The 17,179-nt window shown below is 39.4% G+C and carries 17 protein-coding genes and 1 pseudogene; 14 read left to right on the top strand and 4 right to left on the bottom strand.

Going from position 1 to position 17,179, the window contains the following annotated elements:
- Positions 1-52: 52 nt before the first annotated feature.
- Entirely contained in the window at positions 53-1,063 is a 1,011-nt protein-coding gene (locus H0Z31_15180) for an MFS transporter (protein ID MBO8178768.1), read from the bottom strand.
- 157 nt (positions 1,064-1,220) lie between these two features.
- Between H0Z31_15180 and H0Z31_15185 the strand changes: the two genes are divergently transcribed.
- The 6 genes from H0Z31_15185 to H0Z31_15210 all read left to right on the top strand — a co-directional run bounded on the left by H0Z31_15185 (position 1,221) and on the right by H0Z31_15210 (position 6,937).
- Positions 1,221-1,967, top strand: a complete 747-nt coding sequence (locus H0Z31_15185) for an SDR family oxidoreductase (GenBank protein ID MBO8178769.1) — start codon at positions 1,221-1,223, stop codon at positions 1,965-1,967.
- Between the two features lie 98 nt (positions 1,968-2,065).
- Positions 2,066-2,455 (top strand): VOC family protein, encoded by a 390-nt coding sequence (locus H0Z31_15190; protein MBO8178770.1) that lies wholly within the window; start codon positions 2,066-2,068, stop codon positions 2,453-2,455.
- Positions 2,456-2,465: 10 nt separating this feature from the next.
- Complete coding sequence (locus H0Z31_15195) at positions 2,466-3,089, top strand: NUDIX domain-containing protein (GenBank protein MBO8178771.1); 624 nt, start codon at positions 2,466-2,468, stop codon at positions 3,087-3,089.
- A gap of 25 nt (positions 3,090-3,114) precedes the next feature.
- Positions 3,115-4,299, top strand: a complete 1,185-nt coding sequence (locus H0Z31_15200; protein MBO8178772.1) for a TIGR00375 family protein — start codon at positions 3,115-3,117, stop codon at positions 4,297-4,299.
- Between the two features lie 284 nt (positions 4,300-4,583).
- Positions 4,584-6,296 carry an ABC-F type ribosomal protection protein gene (abc-f, locus tag H0Z31_15205; GenBank protein ID MBO8178773.1) on the top strand — a complete coding sequence of 571 codons (1,713 nt, stop codon included), beginning with the start codon at positions 4,584-4,586 and terminating at the stop codon, positions 6,294-6,296.
- Positions 6,297-6,385: 89 nt separating this feature from the next.
- Positions 6,386-6,937: an HXXEE domain-containing protein gene (locus H0Z31_15210; protein ID MBO8178774.1), complete on the top strand. Its 552-nt coding sequence runs from the start codon at positions 6,386-6,388 to the stop codon at positions 6,935-6,937.
- A 361-nt stretch (positions 6,938-7,298) separates the two neighbouring features.
- Here H0Z31_15210 and H0Z31_15215 read toward each other — a convergent pair whose 3' ends face one another.
- The 3 genes from H0Z31_15215 to H0Z31_15225 form a co-directional block, all read right to left on the bottom strand.
- Positions 7,299-7,442, bottom strand: a complete 144-nt coding sequence (locus H0Z31_15215) for a hypothetical protein (protein MBO8178775.1) — start codon at positions 7,440-7,442, stop codon at positions 7,299-7,301.
- Positions 7,443-7,457: 15 nt separating this feature from the next.
- The gene (locus tag H0Z31_15220) at positions 7,458-7,688 is read right to left on the bottom strand and encodes a DUF3892 domain-containing protein (GenBank protein MBO8178776.1); all 231 of its coding nucleotides are present in this window, start codon (positions 7,686-7,688) and stop codon (positions 7,458-7,460) included.
- A 204-nt stretch (positions 7,689-7,892) separates the two neighbouring features.
- Complete coding sequence (locus H0Z31_15225; protein ID MBO8178777.1) at positions 7,893-9,239, bottom strand: YjiH family protein; 1,347 nt, start codon at positions 9,237-9,239, stop codon at positions 7,893-7,895.
- Positions 9,240-9,593: 354 nt separating this feature from the next.
- Here H0Z31_15225 and H0Z31_15230 point away from each other — a divergent pair, with 354 nt between their 5' ends.
- The 8 genes and pseudogenes from H0Z31_15230 to H0Z31_15265 all read left to right on the top strand — a co-directional run bounded on the left by H0Z31_15230 (position 9,594) and on the right by H0Z31_15265 (position 17,085).
- The gene (locus tag H0Z31_15230) at positions 9,594-10,616 is read left to right on the top strand and encodes a DUF2332 domain-containing protein (GenBank protein MBO8178778.1); all 1,023 of its coding nucleotides are present in this window, start codon (positions 9,594-9,596) and stop codon (positions 10,614-10,616) included.
- An 11-nt stretch (positions 10,617-10,627) separates the two neighbouring features.
- On the top strand, positions 10,628-11,101 hold the full coding sequence (locus tag H0Z31_15235; GenBank protein MBO8178779.1) for a tetratricopeptide repeat protein: 474 nt from the start codon (positions 10,628-10,630) through the stop codon (positions 11,099-11,101).
- A 243-nt stretch (positions 11,102-11,344) separates the two neighbouring features.
- Entirely contained in the window at positions 11,345-12,571 is a 1,227-nt protein-coding gene (locus H0Z31_15240) for an MFS transporter (protein MBO8178780.1), read from the top strand.
- A 53-nt stretch (positions 12,572-12,624) separates the two neighbouring features.
- Positions 12,625-13,257, top strand: a complete 633-nt coding sequence (locus tag H0Z31_15245; protein MBO8178781.1) for a hypothetical protein — start codon at positions 12,625-12,627, stop codon at positions 13,255-13,257.
- Between the two features lie 34 nt (positions 13,258-13,291).
- Positions 13,292-14,049: pseudogene (locus H0Z31_15250) on the top strand (uridine phosphorylase).
- Positions 14,050-14,192: 143 nt separating this feature from the next.
- Positions 14,193-14,747, top strand: a complete 555-nt coding sequence (locus H0Z31_15255; protein MBO8178782.1) for a TIGR00730 family Rossman fold protein — start codon at positions 14,193-14,195, stop codon at positions 14,745-14,747.
- Positions 14,748-15,168: 421 nt separating this feature from the next.
- Positions 15,169-16,491 (top strand): Ktr system potassium transporter B, encoded by a 1,323-nt coding sequence (locus H0Z31_15260; protein ID MBO8178783.1) that lies wholly within the window; start codon positions 15,169-15,171, stop codon positions 16,489-16,491.
- A gap of 132 nt (positions 16,492-16,623) precedes the next feature.
- Complete coding sequence (locus H0Z31_15265; protein MBO8178784.1) at positions 16,624-17,085, top strand: PAS domain-containing protein; 462 nt, start codon at positions 16,624-16,626, stop codon at positions 17,083-17,085.
- The last annotated feature ends 94 nt before the right edge of the window (positions 17,086-17,179 follow it).

Consider the following 17,179-nt stretch of genomic DNA (forward strand, 5'->3'; position numbering starts at 1 on the left):
ACTCTAGATTGAGTATCAATCTCGCTAACTTATTGCCGGAATTGTGTGAACATCACAGAATATGGTGATGAGACAAAGTTTGAAATCCTGTATTAGCGAAAGCGAGAAAAAAGGATAGAACAAAAAAGCCGATAGCCGCTAATAAAAATCCGTTCGAAAAAGCATAAATGAGATAGCCAATCGAGACGAAGACTGATCCTAAGCCGATGAGCAGGGACGTCGTCATTTTCTTTACCGTCATTACGTTGACGAGCGCCCCAACGACAACACCTGCCCCCGCCACACTGACAAGAAACCCGTATTCCGTATCAGACAATAATAAAATTTCTTTTGAAAACGCAGCTTCCAATGAATCGACTGCCGTCATGAGGACGACTAAACAGCTAAATAAAAAGTAGACAAGCATGATATAAGCGGACTTGCGGCTAAAATCGATGACGATTGCCCAATCCTTTTTTAATAGATTAAAAGAAAATTTGGCCGTTGGTGCCGCCCTATTCGATTCAAGGTTCGGTAAAAAGAAAGTAATCCATCCTGACAAAAATAAAGCCGCCGCATTTATAAAAATAGCAAGAGAAGGAGTGCCGATCAAAAATAACAATCCGGCAATGGCAGGACCGATGAGAAATCCACCTGAGTCGATTAAGCTTCGAAGGGAATTGAATCGTTTGCGATCTTCAGGTTGGATTAATTGGATAATATAGGTCCTAGAGGTCGGTTCAAACATCGCGCCGGCCATGTTGATAAAAAATACAAAAACATAGATTGCCCATAATGAATCGACAAAAGGTAACCAAAAGATGAGAAGGGCACGGGTAAAGTCTAAACCAATCATCAAATTCCGTTTATTAAACCGATCAATGAGGCTTCCAGACCAAACGTTCGTCACTAAAGCAGCAAAAGGTTTGATGATATACAATCCCGATACGGCCAGTGGTGATCCGGTCATATCTAACACAATTAAATTTAGGGCGATAAAATAAATCCAACTACCTACGTTGGCCACTCCTATTCCGATTAGCAAGAGGAGTGGATTCTTCCATGTATGGAGTTTACTTTTCATTTGCATAAACGTTCCCTTCTTTTTTAAGAAAAATATTCCAAATATATTCAATAAATCTTTCTCCATTCCTTCTTTGTACCACAAAAAAGTTTTGTCCAAATATTGTAAAATTAAAGGTATAATATAAACCAGATTTGATTAAATTAGGGGCGATTGTATGAAAGGAAAAATTGCTGTTGTAACGGGTGTCAGCCATCGTAAAGGAATTGGGGCGGCTATTTGCCGTGAGTTTGCCAAAAAAGGAGTGGATATTTTTTTTACCCATTGGAAAAGTGATGAAGAGTGGGTGCGGGATTTTACAAACGAAATCCGTTCGACGGGTGTCCGTTGTGAAAGTGTAGATTATGATCTATCGGATGTTGAAGCTCCTAGTGAGCTGTTAGATATTGTTTCTGAACGGATGGGGTTTCCGGCCATATTGGTTAACAATGCAGCTCACTCGGAAAGAGATGGGTATGAACAATTAGATGCGAAGCTGTTGGATGACCATTACGCCGTCAATATGAGAGGAACTTTCTTGCTTTGTGTCGAATTTGCTCGGAGGTTTCAAAAGTTAAATCTGACTTCTGGTCGAATCATTAATATGACCTCAGGCCAAGATAAAGGTCCGATGATAGGGGAGTTAGCCTACGCTGCGACCAAAGGAGCCATTTCAGCTTTTACGCTTACGTTGTCAGCCGAACTCGCTCCACTTGGGATAACTGTCAATGCCGTTAATCCAGGACCAACCGACACCGGATGGATGACAGAAGATATCAAGAAGCATCTCAAGTCTAAATTTCCAAAAGGACGTATCGGACTCCCTGAAGACGCCGCCCGATTAGTCGCCTTCCTCGCAAGCGACGAAGCTGAATGGATCACCGGACAAGTCATTCATTCGGAAGGTGGGTTTTTAAGATTTTAAAACTTTAAAGTAGTGAGGGACAGTCCCGCGGTGCTTTAAAGCACCGCGGGACTGTCCCCAAAAGATGTCCCCAAAAGAAAAAAGGAGGCAATTTAAAAATGAAACATGCTTCAAAAATTACACCGTTTTTAATGTTTAATGGGCAAGCGGAAGAGGCTATGAATTTTTATATTTCTATATTTGACCAATCAGAAATCAATCATGTTTCGTATCATGAAAACGGTAAAGTGTTACATGCAACTTTCACTATTAAAGGTCAACCGTTCATGTGTATCGATAACTCAAGTGGGGAGCATCATCCTTTTACTCCGGCGATGTCCCTGTTTGTAACGTGTGATACAGAAGAAGAAATAGATAAGTTATTTGAAAAATTATCTCAAAATGGCAACGTATTAATGCCTTTAGCTTCTTATCCATTCAGTCCAAAGTTCGCTTGGGTAGAAGATCGATATGGGGTTTCTTGGCAACTCAATCTGGAAGCTAAATAGGTAAGGGTCCATGAAGACAGAAAAACTAAACATATTCGACGAACAACATCACTTAATTGGCAGCGCAACTCGTGAAGAGGTGCATCAAAAAGGGCATTGGCACGAAACGTTTCATTGTTGGATTATCAGTAAGGAAGACGGGAAGGACTTCATCCATTTTCAACTTCGCAGTAATCAAAAACGTGATTTTCCTAGTCTGTTAGATATTACAGCTGCTGGTCATCTATTAGAACATGAGACGGTTCAGGATGGGGTTAGAGAAGTACAAGAAGAATTAGGAATTAACCTATCTTTTAAGCAGCTCATTCCACTCGGTGTCGTTAAAGACGAAATTATTAGTAAACATTTTATTGACCGTGAGTTAGGAAACGTCTTTCTTTATATTAGTGAAGAAAACTTGGATGAAACTTTTGTTTTACAAAAAGAAGAAGTAGCTGGAATCATGAAAGCAGAATTTTACTCATTTTGTGAGCTATGGTTAGGAGGGCGAGATGAAATAACAGTAGAAGGCTTTGTCCTGTCAGATAGTGGAGATAAAATAAATATAAAGAAACGTGTCACAAAAGACCGGTTTTTACCCCATCCACCAAATTATTGGGAACAAGTGCTCAAACTGATCAAAAGGCATCTTTGAAACAACCAACGTAAGGAGCATCTAAATGAACACCTATTACGTAGACTTACATATTCATATCGGCCGAACCGCATCAGGAAAGCCGGTCAAAATTACCGGCGCCAAAACGTTAACGCTCACTAATATTTTAAAAGAATCTTCCAAAACAAAAGGATTGGACATGGTCGGGGTGATTGATTGTCATGTGCCCGAAGTTCTGGACGAATTGGAACAAGCCATCGAACAACAACAAATGATGGAGCACCCAGAAGGCGGCATCATCACCAACGATATCACCCTTCTTTTAGGAAGCGAATTAGAAATTTACGATGAGCGGTGCCATGGACCCATTCATGTGCTTGTATTTTTACCAACCATCCAAACGATGCGTACCTTTTCCAAATGGCTCGAAAGCCGGGTGAAAAATATTACGTTAAGCTCGCAGCGTATTTATGAAACTGGTACCGAGTTACAAACCTTCGTGAAAGAGTTAGGTGGTATGTTTATCCCGGCGCATGCGTTTACCCCTTTTAAAAGCCTGTACGGAAAAGGTGTACAAAAAAGTTTACGCGAAGTGTTCGATCCTGACCTTATTGATGCGGTAGAGTTAGGGTTAAGCGCGGATACGAAAATGGCCGACCAATTAGCCGAACTGCACTGCTATCCGTATGTCACCAATTCCGATGCCCATTCGCTCGGAAAAATCGCCCGAGAATATCAAATCATTCGCATGAACGCTCCGACTTTCACCGAGCTAAAAAAAGCGTTCAAAGAGGAAGATGGACGCGGAATTATCGCCAATTTCGGATTGAACCCGCTCCTAGGAAAATATTATCAAACGACCTGTGCGAACTGTTTTCATCCGATCGAAAACGAACAGAACCCTTGCCAAATGTGCGGTCATCAGCAAAAAATTAAAGGCGTGTCCGACCGGATTCAAGAATTAAAAACAGCTAGTACACCTCCGTCCAATCGGCCACCGTATATTTACCAAGTGCCGTTAGAGTTTATCCCGGGTCTTGGGAAAAAAACGTATCAAAAGCTGCTCGACCATTTTGGAACCGAAATGCGTGTGTTACATGGCACCACAGAGGAAGAGCTCACCGAAGTTATCGGACCAAAGTTAGCTCACCTAATCGTTCTTGCGCGAACAGGCCAGCTTTCTATTCATGCTGGGGGCGGTGGGAGATATGGGAAGGTTGATTCGTATCCAACTATTGACACTAAATAATTAGAATATTTATACTTAATTATAGAAATTAATGGAAGGAGCATGAACGGGGGCATGAAGTACTAATCCTATTTTTAGATTTCATTTTCATATGATGAGAAATCTAGAGATGGGATTAGTCTGCCCTTTTTTAGGATATACGCTGTTTTTACCGAACATAAGGATACGTATGTTTTAGGTCATTCTTGGCTTATCGGGACACGTCTATCTTTCATAGGGATGACACCACTCTAGATTTCTGGAGTGGTGTCTTTTTATTTTTTAAAGAATGAGGTGAGCAATCGATGACAATGATTCAAGTTCGGAAGGTCTCTAAAAGCTTCGGTGAGCGTGTCATATTAAAAGATATTCAGTTTGACATACAAAAAGGTGAAAAAATCGGGTTAATCGGTTGGAACGGAGCCGGGAAAACGACGTTAGTGAAAATGTTAATGAAGGAGCTTGATCCGGATCAAGGGTCCATCACCTTTATCCCTTTACATCTAAAAATTGGATATTTACCGCAATCGACTGACCAAACAGATTTAACAGAAGAAGTGTCCGAAGATTTTTTTCATATCATTAGTAAGTTAGGAGTACAAAAACATGTTGGTTGGGAAGGCGAGCGGTATCGACAGCTTAGTAATGGGGAGCGCTTGAAGCTTTCATTAGCCTCTATTTGGTCTCAACATCCAGAGTTCCTTATTTTAGACGAACCGACGAATCACTTAGATTTGCAAGGTGTGAAGTGGCTGATAAATGAAATGAAATCCTATGAAGGGGCGGCCTTGATCATCTCCCATGATCGCTACTTTTTAGATGAAACGGTGACGAAAATTTTTGAACTGGAAGATGGCCGATTAACCATTTATGAAGGCAACTATACGGTGTATCGGGAGGAAAAGAAGCATCAAATAGAAAAGCAACAACGAGAGTATGAAAAACAACAGCGGAAAATTCAAACGATTGAAAAGCAAGTAGCTCGGTTAAAGCAATGGTCCGATAAAGCCCATCGAATGGCAGGAAAAGTGGGAGTCGGTGCGGAAATTCGGCAAAAGGAATATGGCCGCGTTAAAGCAAAGAAAAAAGATCAGCAAGTTAAATCGAAATTAAAACGACTGGAACAAGAGCTGACCAAAAACAAAGCGGAAAAGCCGAAGGACGAAATGTCCGTTACGTTTCATTTTCAAGGAGGGGAAAAACGAGGCAAACGTGTAGTGGAAGCAACAGAACTATCAAAACAGTTTCAAGACCGCATACTATTTCAATCTAGTTATTTCTATATCAATCACGGAGAAAAGGTTGGCTTATTAGGTCCGAACGGGGCTGGGAAAACGACGTTACTCAAAATGTTGCTAGGTGAAGAGAATACCACAAGCGGCTCCTTATGGAAAAGCCAATCGCTTCGAATCGCCTATTTAAGCCAAGATGTCAATGACCTTCCACTCGAACAAACGGTGCTCCAATATCTCGATGTAGTCGACCGAGAGCGAATAGCACAGGCACGTACGATATTAGCGAACGTCGGACTAAAAGAAAAAGTTACAAAACCGATCAGCGCGTTAAGTTTAGGGGAGTGTACGAAAGTAAAACTGGTGAAGATGATTCTACACGACATCGACTTGCTTATTTTAGACGAACCGACCAATCATTTAGACCTTCCAAGCCGTGAGCAACTAGAAGAAACGCTCCTCGACTTTCCAGGAACACTGCTGGTCGTGTCCCATGACCGTTATTTTATCGAAAAAATATGTAACAAGTTATTAGTCATTGACAACCAACAAATTAAACGAATCGAAAGCGGGTTGAAGGAATATAGTGAAAATCGTGATAAAGAGAAGGCTCTAACGAAAAATCAGCTAGCAAATGAATTAGCCATTATCGAAACGAAAATAACGGAGCTGCTCGGGAACATTAGTTTACTAACACCAGGTACAGAGGAATATCAAAAAATTGATGAGGAACTAACAGAATTAATGAAGAAAAAGCGGGAATTCGTGAAGATAATGGAGAAATAATACCGATGATTAAACAAAGAGGGGGACTTTTTAGTATGAATTTTTACAGCTTCCCCTCTGTTTTAAATGTTATTACAAAGTGGTAGAAAATGAACATTCCTATTTCCAAACTCAATTGGTTGATTTGGCTTTTTCCATTACTGTATTTCATTCATGATGTGGAAGAAATTTTAACTGTAGAGGAGTTTCTTACGAAGCATTCGGATGTCGTACCGATTAAAATAACAACCTTAGAGTTTACTTTGGCCTTTTTGCTTTTATGGATATTTACGTTCATAGGATGCTATAAAGCTTCAAAGAATAAACGCTTTTTAGGTTTGGAATCTAAGACTTTCTTTTCCTTTTTAGTACCTGGCATATTTTTAGCTAATGGAATCGGTCATCTAATCCAATTGATTTTATTTCAAAGCTATGTGCCAGGGATCATTACATCGATCGTTATTATCTATCCCTATTCCTTCATTACGCTAAAATACTTGATTCATGAGCAATTATTAACCGTGAGAAAGTTTCTTTTATTTTTATGTTTAGGCTTTATTTTACAAGCTCCCATTGCATTACTTGCACATATCATTGTAAAAGGAATGGTCTATTATGTACCTTTGTTATTTAATGAACTGGTAGATAAAGGGGGATTTTGATAAACAGCCTAAAATGTATTTCATGGACCAAGATGTGTCAAGATGTAAAAAAATCCCACCCTCAATCATTTGACGGTGGGATTTTCTGATGTTAACGAGCCTGGCTATTTTCCTTAACCACTGTTGACACTATTTGCTCATTCTTCACTTCTAATAAATAATGTTTCCATACGTGTTCTCTGCCGCCATGCTGGTCATACCAGGCTTTCACACGCTCAACATGTGCTTGATCACTTCTTACTTTTTCTTCAATTTTTTCATAATCCTCAAAGCTTTCATACTCCCAGATGGCAAAGATTTCAACAGGTCCTTTAGTTATCTCTAATTCGATTTCTTTTCACAAAAAAGGATCTGATATGAATCAGACCCCTTCGCTTTTATCATTTTGATCTTTATTATGCTTATTCCCTTTACTATTATCGCCACTCGTTGGGTTCGTTGATAGTGGATCGGTGTGCTTTGGTGAGTTTTGATTCATGCTTCCTTTATTATATTTTTTCGTCATATTAACCGCTCCTTTTTAAGAAAATGTCGGTAAGTTGTCTAAATTGTTTGTTGGGTCCCCATCAGCATTGCTGCGAATATAATGTTCACCGTCTTTGCCTTTAAAAATATTGACCCCTGAAATCGCTCCACGTTCGACTTCCTGCAGCGCTTCGTGATACCAGAGCACACGACCGGAAGACGTTTTAAATTTAATAATGTCGCCATCCCCATTTTTTTTCACAGCAACAATTCTTTCTTGTGCCATCCCTCATCAACTCCTTTTCCACCGTTTAGCATGTCCACTCCAGAAATGTTTATTCAAGTAACACGGTTAAAGAAAGTAGATAGGTAAACGACGGAGGTACGGAATCCAAACTGGATGAACGCGTTTGAGACCATTTGCAAAATAGAGCGAAACGTAAAAAGAGGGGGCTAATTTAAGCCCCCTCTTTTTGCTGGATACCGATGTTTACAGAAGTAAAAATGCTAAAGGTGTCACAATAATAATTGTGAGCACAACTCGTTCAACCCAAATAACAAGCATTTTCGTGATGGAAATTGGAATTTCGGTTGATAAAATACATGGTACAAGCGCAGAGAAGAAAATAATTGCCGATACAGAAACCACTCCAATAACAAACTTGGTTACGAGCGCGGCTTCTGTTACGAGCAGTGCTGGTAAAAACATTTCGGCTATGGAGATCGCTACCGCCTTGGCTGCAAGCATAGGCTCTGGAAGTTGTAATAATGCGGTGAAAGGATAGAAGATGTAACCAAGCCAATCAAATAGCGGGGTATATTCTGCCAAGACAAGTCCAAGCAAGCCGACAGACATAATCGACGGTAAAATGGACATGGTCATAATAAATCCATCTTTTAAATTTTGATAAATATTTTTCCATAAAGAAGGCGATTTTTCCGCAGCGGCCATTGCTTCTTCCCAAGCTTTTTGAACTCGATTTCCTTTCACGACCTCTTCTTGTTTTCCTTTTAATCCGTTAAAATACTCATCACTCATTGATTTTAACGGCCAGATGCGGACTGTGATAGCGGTTACAATAAACGTCACGATTAATGTTGTCCAAAAGTATATATTCCACATTTCCATTAAGCCAAGCGTTTTGGCGACAACAACCATAAACGTGGCAGATACCGTTGAAAAACCTGTTGCAATAATCGCTGCTTCTTTAATCGTATACTTTCCTTCTTTAAATACTCGATTCGTGATAAGTAAACCGATGGAATAGCTGCCCACAAATGAGGCAACAGCGTCAATCGCAGAACGGCCTGGCGTCTTCCAAATCGGTCTCATCACCGGCTGCAGAAGTACTCCGATAAATTCAAGTAAGCCATATCCCACTAATAGCGCAAGAAATACAGAACCAATTGGAACAAGCAAGCCAACAGAAATAACAAGCTTTTCAAATAAGAATGGACCCATATTTGGGGCAAACAACCAAGAAGGACCTGTTTTTAATATTAATAATATAGCTGCTATAAGACCTAAAATTTTCAATATAGAGAACGCGATGTTCACTTTACTAGAATTCCATTTTTTAGTATAAAAAGGGTATAAGGCTCCGAGAAAAATGACAATCAATGCGTAATAAGGTAATACGGACGGAACGCTTTTTTGAATCGTACTTACAATATGATCAAGCATAATCGATGATTTTTCTCCAATGGTGACCGGAATAAAAAACATAAAAATCCCAATAGCACTGTAAACAATAAATTTAAAAACATTGATTAATGGTACTCTCGGCTTTCCTAAATTCGTCGGTAACGAATTACTATTTAACGGAGTATTTTTCATCCCATTTCCCCCTATCATGGAAAATTAATGTAGTTTAGGATTTTATTAAAGAAAGAATCTTTTTATCTCCCTTTTAATTACTGAAAAAACGACTTTTAATTATAAAATATTCATAATATTCTGTATTAATTATACTATAATTGGGCAACATGGAAATATTTTTTGATTGATAGGTGGGCGGTGGATTTTTATATCAAAAGAAGATTTTAAAATTATAAACTCATTACCCTTTTATTTGTCATTCAGAATAGTGGCATAGATACTATAAAAAAACTGGCTTATTTTGTAATACAGTGTCAATGTCTTTAATTATTTGATTTTTCATGTCTTTTGGAAAGCGAGGGGGAACGGTTAGTGGAAAAAGAGATCCTGTCCCAGCGATTTCGTCATTTTGCCGAAATAGAATGTAAAGGGTCATCCGAGTTATATGAGCATTTGTCCATAAATATAGCTGAAGATGACGAACTGCTGGAATTAGCTGCACACACTCGACCTGGTCAGCCTGTTCCTAACTTATTATTCGGTGCGGTTCACTACTTGTTACTGAAAGGAAAGAAACATGAACTTCGTGAATATTATACGAGTTTAGTAGAGCATCCAAAAGATGTCACAGAATCCTTCTCTTCTTTCCGGGAATTTTGTTTACAAAACAAGCAGGAGATAATCCCGATTCTTCAACAAAAACTTGTCCAAACGAACGAAGTCAGACGTTGTGCTTATTTGTACCCTGTTTTTTGTTTTATTTACGATCAAGTAAAAAAGCCGTTAGCACTCGTGGAGATTGGAACGAGTGCCGGATTCCAGCTGTTATGGGACCAATACAGTTATTCGTATGGAACGAATAAACGGTATGGGAACGTAGAGTCTAAAGTACACATTACTTCTGAAATAAAAGGAAATCGGCAACCGTTCTTTATAGAAAAAAGTCCGCCAGTGGTTCAAAGAATTGGAATTGATTTGTATATAAATGATCTTAACAACCATGAAGATGAGTTATGGCTCAAAGCATTAATTTGGCCTGAACATAAAGAGCGACGAAAGCTGTTTGAAAAAGCGGCTAGTTGTGTGAAAAATCAACCATTGCAGTTGATGGAAGGGGATGGAGTATTATTACTCCTTGAAATGGAAAAGCAAATTCCTCATGACTCAGTTCTATGTATCTTTCATACTCACGTCGCCAATCAAATACCAGAAGAAAGGAAAAAACAATTGATAGAAAACATTCGGACGATTGGCCAAACAAGAGAGGTGTTTCATCTTTATAACAATATGTGGGACCGAAAACTCCATCTTGATTACTTTATCAATAAAAAAGAATACAAGACTACTGTTGGAGAAACGGATGGCCATGGTCGCTGGTTTACGTGGGAATTATAGAGGTGAATACGATGTTATATGAAGTAAAAAAGCTATTAGAAAATAACGAATTTGAAAAAGCCCGAACAACGCTTCTAAAACTATTAGAAAAACAACCTGATCATCCCGAACTTAACTTTTATTGTGCCTCCGCCCACGATGCGTTAGGTATAGAAAGAGAAGCGATACCGTATTATGAACAAGCACTAGTGTGTCAAATTGAAGGCGAACTTCGTGAGGCCACGTATGTTCAACTAGGTAGTAGTTACAGATGCATAGGTGAGTATGAAAAGGCTAAGCAAGTATTCAAGAAAGGGATAAAAGAGTTTCCAACAAACTTAGCCCTTCAAACATTTATAGCTCTAACGTTGTACAACTTGGAAGAACATTCAGAAGCTGTTTCTACATTACTAAAGGTATGTATTCATTCCTCCGATGACAAGTGGATTTTCAAATACAGAACAGCACTCCAATATTATGGTGAACATCTGGATGAAACTTGGTAAATTTTTTAAAATACAAATGAAGATTTGGGTAATTATATTCATCTAGTTTGACTTTTTTACATGGAGATTGACACCTGTTCATCATCCTACCCGATTACTGAATAGGGAATTATTTTCCAACTAATAAATTCGAAAAATTGCGTCATCTATAATTTTGTAAAGTTTGCAAAGTGGAGGTGTTCGCCCAGTGTAAAAAACTACCCTTTTTCAACGCAAAAAATAAATTAAAAAGGGGTAGTCATGATGAACAGTCAATCTTTTCGTTCCTTATGGGTTGGTCAAGGGCTGGCGAATTTCGGTGACGTGTTTTATGTCGTTGGGCTCATCGCCATTTTATATTCAATAAGTAAATCGGCGTTTTATTTAGCGCTTTTACCGTTTATTACGACGTTCGGAAGGTTTTTAGGCGGGGTCATTTCCCCTATTTTGTTTAGTCGGTTTCCTTTAAAATCCTTGCTTGTCGGTTCACAAGTAAGTAAAACCGTCCTATTGCTTTTGCTTGCTTTGGGTATGCATGTTACCTCCGAATTGAACTTGTTCGTAATTCTAACGTTAGGTGCGTTCATCGCCTTTTTAGATGGTTGGGCGCTGCCAGCTACACAAGCGATGCTTCCACGGCTTGTTCATGAACGTGAGCTAGTGAAAGCAAACAGTTGGGTCTCAGGTGTTCAGCAGTTGACGCAATTAGGCGGCTGGGGACTCGGGGGCGTACTCGTTGCAGCGATGGGGGGACCAAACATTCTTTGGTTCACGTTTATCCTATACGTGTGTTCATCCGTTTTGATGACGGGGCTTGTAGATCCGACCCCTTTTCAGAAAAGTCGACGTGAAAAAGCAGGCGATGTGTTAAAAGAAGGTTGGAATATCATTTGGTCTCACCCGTTGTTTCGTACGATTCATATTGTGATTTTTCTTGAGGCGATAGCGTATGTCGTTTGGATTGCGGCAATTTTATATGTGTTTGTGACAGAGGTTCTTCAAGCAACGGAAGCTTGGTGGGGGTATATTAACACGTCCTTCTTTATCGGGCTTCTTCTTGGTAGCGTTGTATGCTCCAAGTATGCCACTTTGATCGAACGTCATATGAAACAGGTCATTCTTGTTGCCTCATTTTCTGTCAGCGGCATTACTTTTTGGTTTGGGCTCAATGAGTGGGCGTTATTGGCCTTGGCACTCAGCTTTTTCATTGGGGTCGTAGAACAAATGAAGTCTATTGGAATTGATACCCTCTTGCAAAAAGAAGGGGCACCGGAAAAGTTGCCAAAAATTTATGGAGCACAAAGCACCTTGATTTCCTTTACATTTGGGGTCTCGTCTCTTTTATTTGGAGCTATTGCCGATATGTGGGATGTCCGTGTCGCCTTTTATCTTTCGGCCTTTTTACTTTTAAGTGCATCCATTTATTGGACGGTTAAACAAAAACATCTTCCCGCGAGTATTGAAAAAAGTGAACAGCAAGTTTCTTTATAAGGTTCAGGCTGCATCTTACAAGGTTCAGTCTGATTCAAAAAGGAGGTAATGATTTGTCCAAACCATCTTACCGTTTGGGTTCATTGTTTTTTATAGCGTTCATGCTAGCCATTCTTGGCGGATGCCAAGAGAACAGCGATACCGATGAAGATATTGTCGCTTACATTTCGTTGAATGAGGATTCCGTTTTTAAACAAACGTTTGATCAATTAGCTCTCGGTAACATATTTGATTTTCATCTAAAACTTCCGCAAGCCGATCAAAGTTGGGTCGACATTTGGGTGGAAGGGTATAAAAATGGACAAAAAGTAAGCGACCATCCCATCACACAACTTTCTTTTGGGAATAGCCCAAAAGAAGTTAACGAGGGTCCAATGGGATTTGGCATCATCAATCCTGGAGACGAGGGACAATTGTATTTTCTTTATGGCCCAGGGGTTTCAGCTAATCCTCATGAAATAGAAGAGGAATTCATCATTGAATCTGGCATGACTGGTTGGGAGGATGGAGTTGGTACAGAGACGGTTCGTTTAACATCAGGTGAAACGAAAATATTAGGGGCCTTTCGCCATACAGAGAATAGTATGGAGACGTATGATCTTTCTGACCCAGAAGCGGTAGAACGTATGATTCAAGAGGACACGTTTGTTCTTTTGGTGAAAATAAAAGTAGAAAAAAGGGATTGATAACTTTTAATTTTAGTAGATAAAGGAGATACGGATGAAATTATATGGTGATTTTGTGAAAGAAGATTGGCTTAAGGCATTTAAAATGGCAGAGCATGATGTCCCATCCTTATGATTATTAATGGAGCGTGGGATCATAATAAAATCTTAACGAAATGGGAAAAAACGTTTGAGTCGAGTACATGTGCACTCCACTGGAATACCATCGTTGGAACGATTGGTCATCAGCAAATAGGTTTTGCAAATGTGTTTGGGGGTCCAAGCGCGGCGGTCATTACGCATCAATTTGCTATCCTTGGGACGGAGCGGTTCATTCAAACCGGGTATTTCGGTGGACTGGCTGAAGAAGTGCAGTTTGGTGATATTTTGATTGTGACTGGCGCTGAAATGGCTGATGGTGTTTCGCATTGGTACCTACCAGAAAAAAAGATGGTAAAAGCCGATCCTCGTTTAGTAGAAGAGGCGATTGATTTTTGTGAAAAACGAGGATATCGGTATATCACTGGGACGGTTTTTACTACCGGAGCGATTATGGTCGAAACGAAAGAGTTAGTGCAACAATGGGCGAAACGTGGCCATGCAGGTGTCGATATGGAAACCGCTACGACGCTCGCCGTGGCGAAAAAACTTCGCAAGCAAGCCATCGGACTCCTCACCCTTTCTGACCATATTATTAAAGGGGACACGTTTTTCACGATTGATACGAACAACAATATATTGAAAGAAAGAACAAATGAAAGGATAAAGGAATTGGCCCTGTATCTTTCCGGATGTAAAAGTTTAAAAATTTAAGACCTTAGTAAGATGTCCAATAAAATTTAGTTCACGATACTTCCCAGAGAAGTATCCTTTTCTTTTTTGGAGGCACTTGAGAAAGCAATCACCTTCAGTGAAAATAAAAAGTAAAGATTTTAACAAAAATGGAGGACAAGGATATGAAACGTCTAGCGGTATTTTGCGGTTCAAGAAACGGAGTGGCTCCTGAATATCGAGAAGGAGCGATTCAGTTAGGGAAAGAGTTGGTGAAACGAGGACTTTCGCTTGTTTATGGTGGAGGTAGTGTGGGCCTTATGGGCGCTGTAGCGGATTCGATGATAGAAGAAGGCGGGGAAGTGATTGGAGTCATGCCTCATGTGCTTCATGAGCGAGAAATTTCGCATCCCCATTTGACGGAGCTAATTCTGGTCGAAACGATGCACGAGCGTAAAGCGAAGATGGCTAGTATAGCTGACGGATTTATCATTTTACCAGGTGGCCCGGGAACGATGGAGGAATTTTTTGAAGTATTTACATGGGCGGTCATAGGTATTCATCAAAAACCAATTGGCTTGCTAAATGTTCATCAATATTATGAACCACTTCTATCATTGTTTGATCACATGGTCGAACAGCAATTTTTACAAGAAAAAAGCCGCTCGCTGATTATCGTCGAATCCGACCCGAAAGTGTTACTCGACCGACTTTCTATGTATCATAATGAAACGGTTTGACTGGGCCGCTCGTAAGTAAAAAAGAGTAGACTTAGGTAACTGTCTAGTGAAAAATAAGGGCCATGATAACAGTTTTATGGACAAAATCATGTTCTCTCGGCCATTTAGTTTGAATGTCGCGAACATAGGGATCAATGTTCCTATCGGTATTTATGAGCCCCATTTCGGGTTCTATGTGCCAAAATCCGATTTTTCTGAGCTAATGTTGGGATTCTTGAGTTAAAAATGTGCCAATTGCGTTGTCCTATAAACCCAATCCAAGATTTTTTGAGCCAAATCTAAAACTTTGTGTCTCAATGCTTAAAGGCAGTCATCAAGCATTTGTCCAATGATAAACGAAGCATTACAATAATAGTAATTTATTTCTTTATTCTTCCTTCGAAAGTTGTACAAATCCTACTACAAGTAAAGGTGTTAAACAATGGAATTTCAAAAACGACAATATTTCAAAATGAATCCGGCTAGGTTATTAACTCTCATTTTATTTAGTTTTATCGTTCTAGGAACGGTGCTATTAAAACTACCAATAGCGGTTGAGCAGGAAATTTCGTGGGTGGATGCGTTTTTTACGACGGTATCTGCCCTGACTGTGACGGGATTAGTTGTTGTTGATACCGGAAGTACGTTTACTACGTTTGGGGAAGTCGTCATTTTACTGTTAATTCAAATCGGTGGCATCGGAATCATGACGTTTGCCGTGTTAATTTTTTTAATGGTAGGTAAACGCATTGGTGTAAAAGAGCGGATGTTAATTCAGCAATCGTTAAACCATATGTCCATCGGTGGGGTCGTCGCGTTAGCGAAAAAAATATTAATCGTTTCTTTAATCATCGAAGCCGTCGCTTTTTGTGCACTTTCGGTACGTTGGGTGCCGGAATATGGCTGGAAAGAAGGAATGTATGTCGCCGTCTTTCATTCCATTTCAGCTTTTAACAATGCGGGATTTTCGATTTGGTCTGACAGTTTATCGAAGTATGTTGCTGACCCGATTGTGAACTTGATCATTAGTTTACTCATTATTCTTGGTGGGTTAGGCTTTACGGTTTTAATTGATTTATGGGAAAAAAAGGACTTTCGCCAATTGAAGCTGCATACGAAATTAATGCTATTTGGGACGATTTTTTTAAACCTTTTTTCCATGGTGGTCATATTCGTACTAGAATATCAAAATACACTTGGAAATTTATCTTGGTTCGGTAAATTGCAAGCGTCGTTTTTCCAAGGGATTGTTCCAAGAACAGCTGGATTTAACTCCGTAGACATTGGAAGTTTAAACGAATCAACATTGTTTTTTATAATGATTTTAATGTTCATTGGTGCTGGAAGTACTTCAACGGGTGGGGGTATTAAATTAACTACTTTTTTAGCGATCACCATATTTGTATTTGCCTTTTTGAAAAATAGAAAAGAGGTTGTATTGTTTCGTAAATCGATTAGCGATACGATCGTGTTTCGAGCGCTTGCGATTGCCATCGTTAGCTTAGGGGTGATCACTTTATCCACCTTTTTATTATCTATTACTGAACAAGGCCATTTTTTAGCTACACTATTTGAAGTGGTGTCTGCCTTTGGAACGGTAGGGCTGTCGATGGGCATTACAAGTCAATTATCTCTTTTTGGGAAAATGGTGATTGCTATCGTTATGTTTATTGGAAAAATCGGACCCCTTACGTTGGCATACTCGATGACAAAACCGGATAGCGTCGTCATTCGTTATCCAAAAGAGGATATTTTAACAGGATAAAATAATATGAGCAGGATTTCCTGCTTCTTTTTTAATAATTAATATCCAAAAAATTGAATTATTGGATTGACCTGCAAGTGATTCTGGTGTTTTATAAAAAGAGGGATTATTCGAAGAGAGGGGGCTGCAACGGTGTCGTGGCTACTTGGAGGTATAGTTATTGGTATTTTACTTGATCGTATGATTCAGTTGCCGAAAGCCCGTAGAATCAATAAACGAATAAATGAACTTGAACGAATTTTTCAATTGGCAGAAAATTCGAAAGACATTATCTATTATTTTGAGCTAAAGCCAGAATGGAAATTCAAATATATAAGTCCTTCATTAGACGCGAACTTAGGAGAAGGGTTAGTCCAGGATAGTTATCAAAACCCATTCGAACCAATTGAACGAATCCATCCTGACGATTATGAGACCCTCTTGAAAAAAATGACTGGAAATCTTGATTATGAAAAGCCAATTATTCAACGGTGGAGAAATAAGGAAGGAAAATATCAATGGTTCGAGGAATACGCTACTCCGGTGTATGAAAAAGGAAAAATGGTAGCGATTCAAGGAATTATTCGGGTTCTCCGTCAAATGTTGGGGTGGTAAAGAAATCAGGCCACCCCTATCCTATATGTAGACCCATTCCTTTATACTGATGTCTCAATAAGATTCTTGCTCGAAATCTCTTGAAGTTTTTATA

Source organism: Bacillus sp. (in: firmicutes) (assembly GCA_017656295.1).
In the GTDB taxonomy this organism is placed as follows: domain Bacteria; phylum Bacillota; class Bacilli; order Bacillales; family JACDOC01; genus JACDOC01.

Coding starts and splice junctions, on each gene's coding strand:
- H0Z31_15180 (MBO8178768.1), bottom strand. CDS start 1,063: ATGAAAAGTAAACTCCATACATGGAAGAATCCACTCCTCTTGCTAATC.
- H0Z31_15185 (MBO8178769.1), top strand. CDS start 1,221: ATGAAAGGAAAAATTGCTGTTGTAACGGGTGTCAGCCATCGTAAAGGA.
- H0Z31_15190 (MBO8178770.1), top strand. CDS start 2,066: ATGAAACATGCTTCAAAAATTACACCGTTTTTAATGTTTAATGGGCAA.
- H0Z31_15195 (MBO8178771.1), top strand. CDS start 2,466: ATGAAGACAGAAAAACTAAACATATTCGACGAACAACATCACTTAATT.
- H0Z31_15200 (MBO8178772.1), top strand. CDS start 3,115: ATGAACACCTATTACGTAGACTTACATATTCATATCGGCCGAACCGCA.
- abc-f (MBO8178773.1), top strand. CDS start 4,584: ATGACAATGATTCAAGTTCGGAAGGTCTCTAAAAGCTTCGGTGAGCGT.
- H0Z31_15210 (MBO8178774.1), top strand. CDS start 6,386: ATGAACATTCCTATTTCCAAACTCAATTGGTTGATTTGGCTTTTTCCA.
- H0Z31_15215 (MBO8178775.1), bottom strand. CDS start 7,442: ATGACGAAAAAATATAATAAAGGAAGCATGAATCAAAACTCACCAAAG.
- H0Z31_15220 (MBO8178776.1), bottom strand. CDS start 7,688: ATGGCACAAGAAAGAATTGTTGCTGTGAAAAAAAATGGGGATGGCGAC.
- H0Z31_15225 (MBO8178777.1), bottom strand. CDS start 9,239: ATGAAAAATACTCCGTTAAATAGTAATTCGTTACCGACGAATTTAGGA.
- H0Z31_15235 (MBO8178779.1), top strand. CDS start 10,628: ATGTTATATGAAGTAAAAAAGCTATTAGAAAATAACGAATTTGAAAAA.
- H0Z31_15240 (MBO8178780.1), top strand. CDS start 11,345: ATGAACAGTCAATCTTTTCGTTCCTTATGGGTTGGTCAAGGGCTGGCG.
- H0Z31_15255 (MBO8178782.1), top strand. CDS start 14,193: ATGAAACGTCTAGCGGTATTTTGCGGTTCAAGAAACGGAGTGGCTCCT.
- H0Z31_15260 (MBO8178783.1), top strand. CDS start 15,169: ATGGAATTTCAAAAACGACAATATTTCAAAATGAATCCGGCTAGGTTA.